This window comes from Kitasatospora sp. NPDC051705, from assembly GCF_044453265.1.
In the GTDB taxonomy this organism is placed as follows: domain Bacteria; phylum Actinomycetota; class Actinomycetes; order Streptomycetales; family Streptomycetaceae; genus Kitasatospora.
The window spans coordinates 1-2,868 of the sequence record NZ_JBITCO010000031.1; the positions used below are offsets into that span (position 1 = coordinate 1).

General features: G+C 73.5%; 2 protein-coding genes. Both read left to right on the forward strand.

The window, feature by feature from the left end; all coding sequences use genetic code 11:
* The first annotated feature begins 503 nt into the window (after nucleotides 1–503).
* Nucleotides 504–953, forward strand: a complete 450-nt coding sequence (locus ACIA8Q_RS28880; protein ID WP_360223427.1) for a PTS glucose transporter subunit IIA — start codon at nucleotides 504–506, stop codon at nucleotides 951–953.
* 97 nt (nucleotides 954–1,050) lie between these two features.
* On the forward strand, nucleotides 1,051–2,721 hold the full coding sequence (ptsP, locus tag ACIA8Q_RS28885) for a phosphoenolpyruvate--protein phosphotransferase (protein WP_387908371.1): 1,671 nt from the start codon (nucleotides 1,051–1,053) through the stop codon (nucleotides 2,719–2,721).
* The last annotated feature ends 147 nt before the right edge of the window (nucleotides 2,722–2,868 follow it).

A 2,868-nucleotide genomic window follows, 5' to 3' on the forward strand; every position in this document is an offset into this window, starting at 1 on the left:
GCGTTGACTTTTGGCACGCTGTTGAGTTCTCAAGGAACGGACACTTCCTTCGGTCTGCCTTCCAGCAGGCCCTCCGGGCGCTTCGTTCTTTCGTGATTCCCAGCCTACCAGATGCTTTCCGTTCCGTTTACCGGACGTTTTCACATCTGAAACCTGGTGTTAACCGCCGACTCGCGGCGACTCGACCAACCATAGCGGGTCGTCCGCCGGAGTGCGAATCGAGGCGCACCGGGTGTCACCCGGTCGGCGGCATGATTTGTTGCTCTCGCGAGCATATACAGCAATGGTCCCGATTCGCCAAGATGCCTGTAGAGTGCGGCGCATCGGCCAGAGGACTAGACCACTAGCGGCCGGTGGGCCGCCCGCCGACAGGCCGGGCAGGGCGTGGTTCTTCGCCCGGGAATGTCAGCAGATGTCCGAAGTTGACATGATTTAGGCTTCAGTTGATCGTCGCGCCGCTGCTCGCGGCCGCTCGCTGTACTGCGCACTTGGGAGGCACAACCATGACCACTGTGACGTCGCCGCTGACCGGCAAGGTCGTCGGGCTCGCCGGCGTGCCGGACCCGGTCTTCTCCGGCGCCATGGTCGGCCCCGGCACCGCGATCGACCCGGTGCGCCGCCCGACCGAGGCGGTCGCCCCGGTGGACGGCGTCGTCGTCTCCATGCACCCGCACGCGTTCGTCGTGGTGGACGCCGAGGGCCACGGAGTGCTGACCCACCTGGGCATCGACACCGTGCAGCTGAACGGCGAGGGCTTCGAGCTGCTCGTCAACAAGGGCGACACGGTGACCCGCGGCCAGGCCGTCATCAAGTGGGACCCGTCGGCCGTCGAGGCCGCGGGCAAGTCGCCGATCTCGCCGATCGTGGCCCTGGAGGCGAACGCCGACTCGCTGGGTGGCCTGCGGGAGGACGGCGAGGCCGTCTCCGGCGACCCCCTGTTCAGCTGGAGCTGACCCCTTCCTCTCACACGTCCGCCCCGGCAGCTCCTGCGGGGCGGCCCGGCACTCAGCGGTTCCCGGCGGGGCCGCTCCTCTCAGCGGAGACAGCTATATGGAGAAGACACTGCGCGGCGTGGGTGTCAGCCACGGGGTCGCGATCGGCCAGGTCCGGCACATGGGGACCGCGGTCCTGGAACCCCCCGCGACCCGGATCCCGACCGAGGACGCCCCGCGCGAGCAGGCCCGTGCCCAGGCGGCCGTGGACGCCGTCGCCGCGGACCTGATCGCCCGCGGCAACCTGGCCGGCGGCGAGGCGCAGGCCGTCCTGGAGGCCCAGGCCCTGATGGCCCAGGACCCCGAGCTGATGGCCGACGTGTCCCGCCGGATCGCCGTCGGCAGCAGCGCCGAGCGCGGTGTCTACGACGCCTTCGCCGCCTACCGGGCGCTGCTCGCCTCCGCCGGGGACTACCTGGCGGGCCGGGTCGCCGACCTGGACGACGTGCGCAACCGCATCGTGGCCCGGCTGCTGGGCGTGCCGATGCCGGGCGTACCGGACAGCGACGAGCCGTATGTGCTGTTCGCGCGGGACCTGGCGCCGGCCGACACCGCGCTGCTCGACCCGACGCTGGTGCTCGGCTTCGTCACCGAGGAGGGCGGGCCGACCAGCCACAGCGCCATCCTCGCGCGGGCCATGGGCGTGCCGGCCGTCGTCGCGCTGCCCGGGGCGAGCGACGTGGCCGAGGGCACCGTCGTCGCGGTGGACGGCAGCTCCGGTGACGTGCTGCTGGAGCCCTCGCAGGAGAAGCAGGACGAGCTGCGGGCGGTCGCCGCCGAGCGCAGGGCCGCGCTGGCCGCGTCCTCCGGGCCGGGGCAGACCTCGGACGGGCACCGCGTGCCGCTGCTGGCCAACGTCGGTGGCCCCGCGGACGTGCCGGCGGCGCTGGAGAACGGCGCCGAGGGCGTCGGCCTGTTCCGCACCGAGTTCCTGTTCCTGGACGACTCGGCGAAGGCTCCCAGCGAGGAGAAGCAGGTCGAGGCGTACCGCAAGGTGCTGGAGGCGTTCCCGGAGGGCCGGGTCGTGGTCCGGGCGCTCGACGCGGGCGCCGACAAGCCGCTCGACTTCCTGACCCCCGCGGACGAGCCGAACCCGGCGCTCGGCGTGCGCGGTCTGCGCACCCTGCTGGAGAACCCCGAGGTCATGCGCACCCAGCTGCGCGCGCTGGCCACGGCCGCCGAGGGGCTGCCGGTGCACCTCGAGGTGATGGCCCCGATGGTGGCCGACCGCAAGGACGCCAAGGACTTCGCGGACGCCTGCCGGGAGGCCGGGCTGGACGCCAAGTTCGGCGCGATGGTGGAGATCCCCTCGGCCGCGCTGCGGGCGCGGGCGATCCTGCAGGAGGTCGAGTTCCTGTCGCTGGGCACCAACGACCTCGCCCAGTACACCTTCGCCGCCGACCGTCAGGTGGGCGCGCTGGCCCGTCTTCAGGACCCGTGGCAGCCGGCGCTGCTCGACCTGGTCGCCGCGGCCGCCGACGCGGCGCGGACGACCGGCAAGAGCTGCGGCGTCTGCGGCGAGGCCGCCGCCGATCCGCTGCTGGCCGTGGTGCTGGTCGGTCTCGGCGTCACCAGCCTGTCGATGGGCTCGGCCTCGATCCCGTACGTGCGGTCGACGCTCGCCAAGTACACGCTGGCGCAGTGCCGTCGGGCGGCCGAGGCGGCCAGGGCCACGGACAGCGCCGAGGAGGCGCGGGCCGCGGCCCAGCAGGTGCTGTCCGGCGAGTAGCCCGCTGCGGGCCGTCCGGACCCGGGCACCCGTCCGGAGCGAACGCCGAGAGGGGCGGCCCCCCCCCCCCGGGGGGGGGGGCCCCCCCGGGGGGGCCGCGGGGCGGCGCGCCGCGCCCGGGGGGGGGGGGGGGCCGCGGGGGCGGGC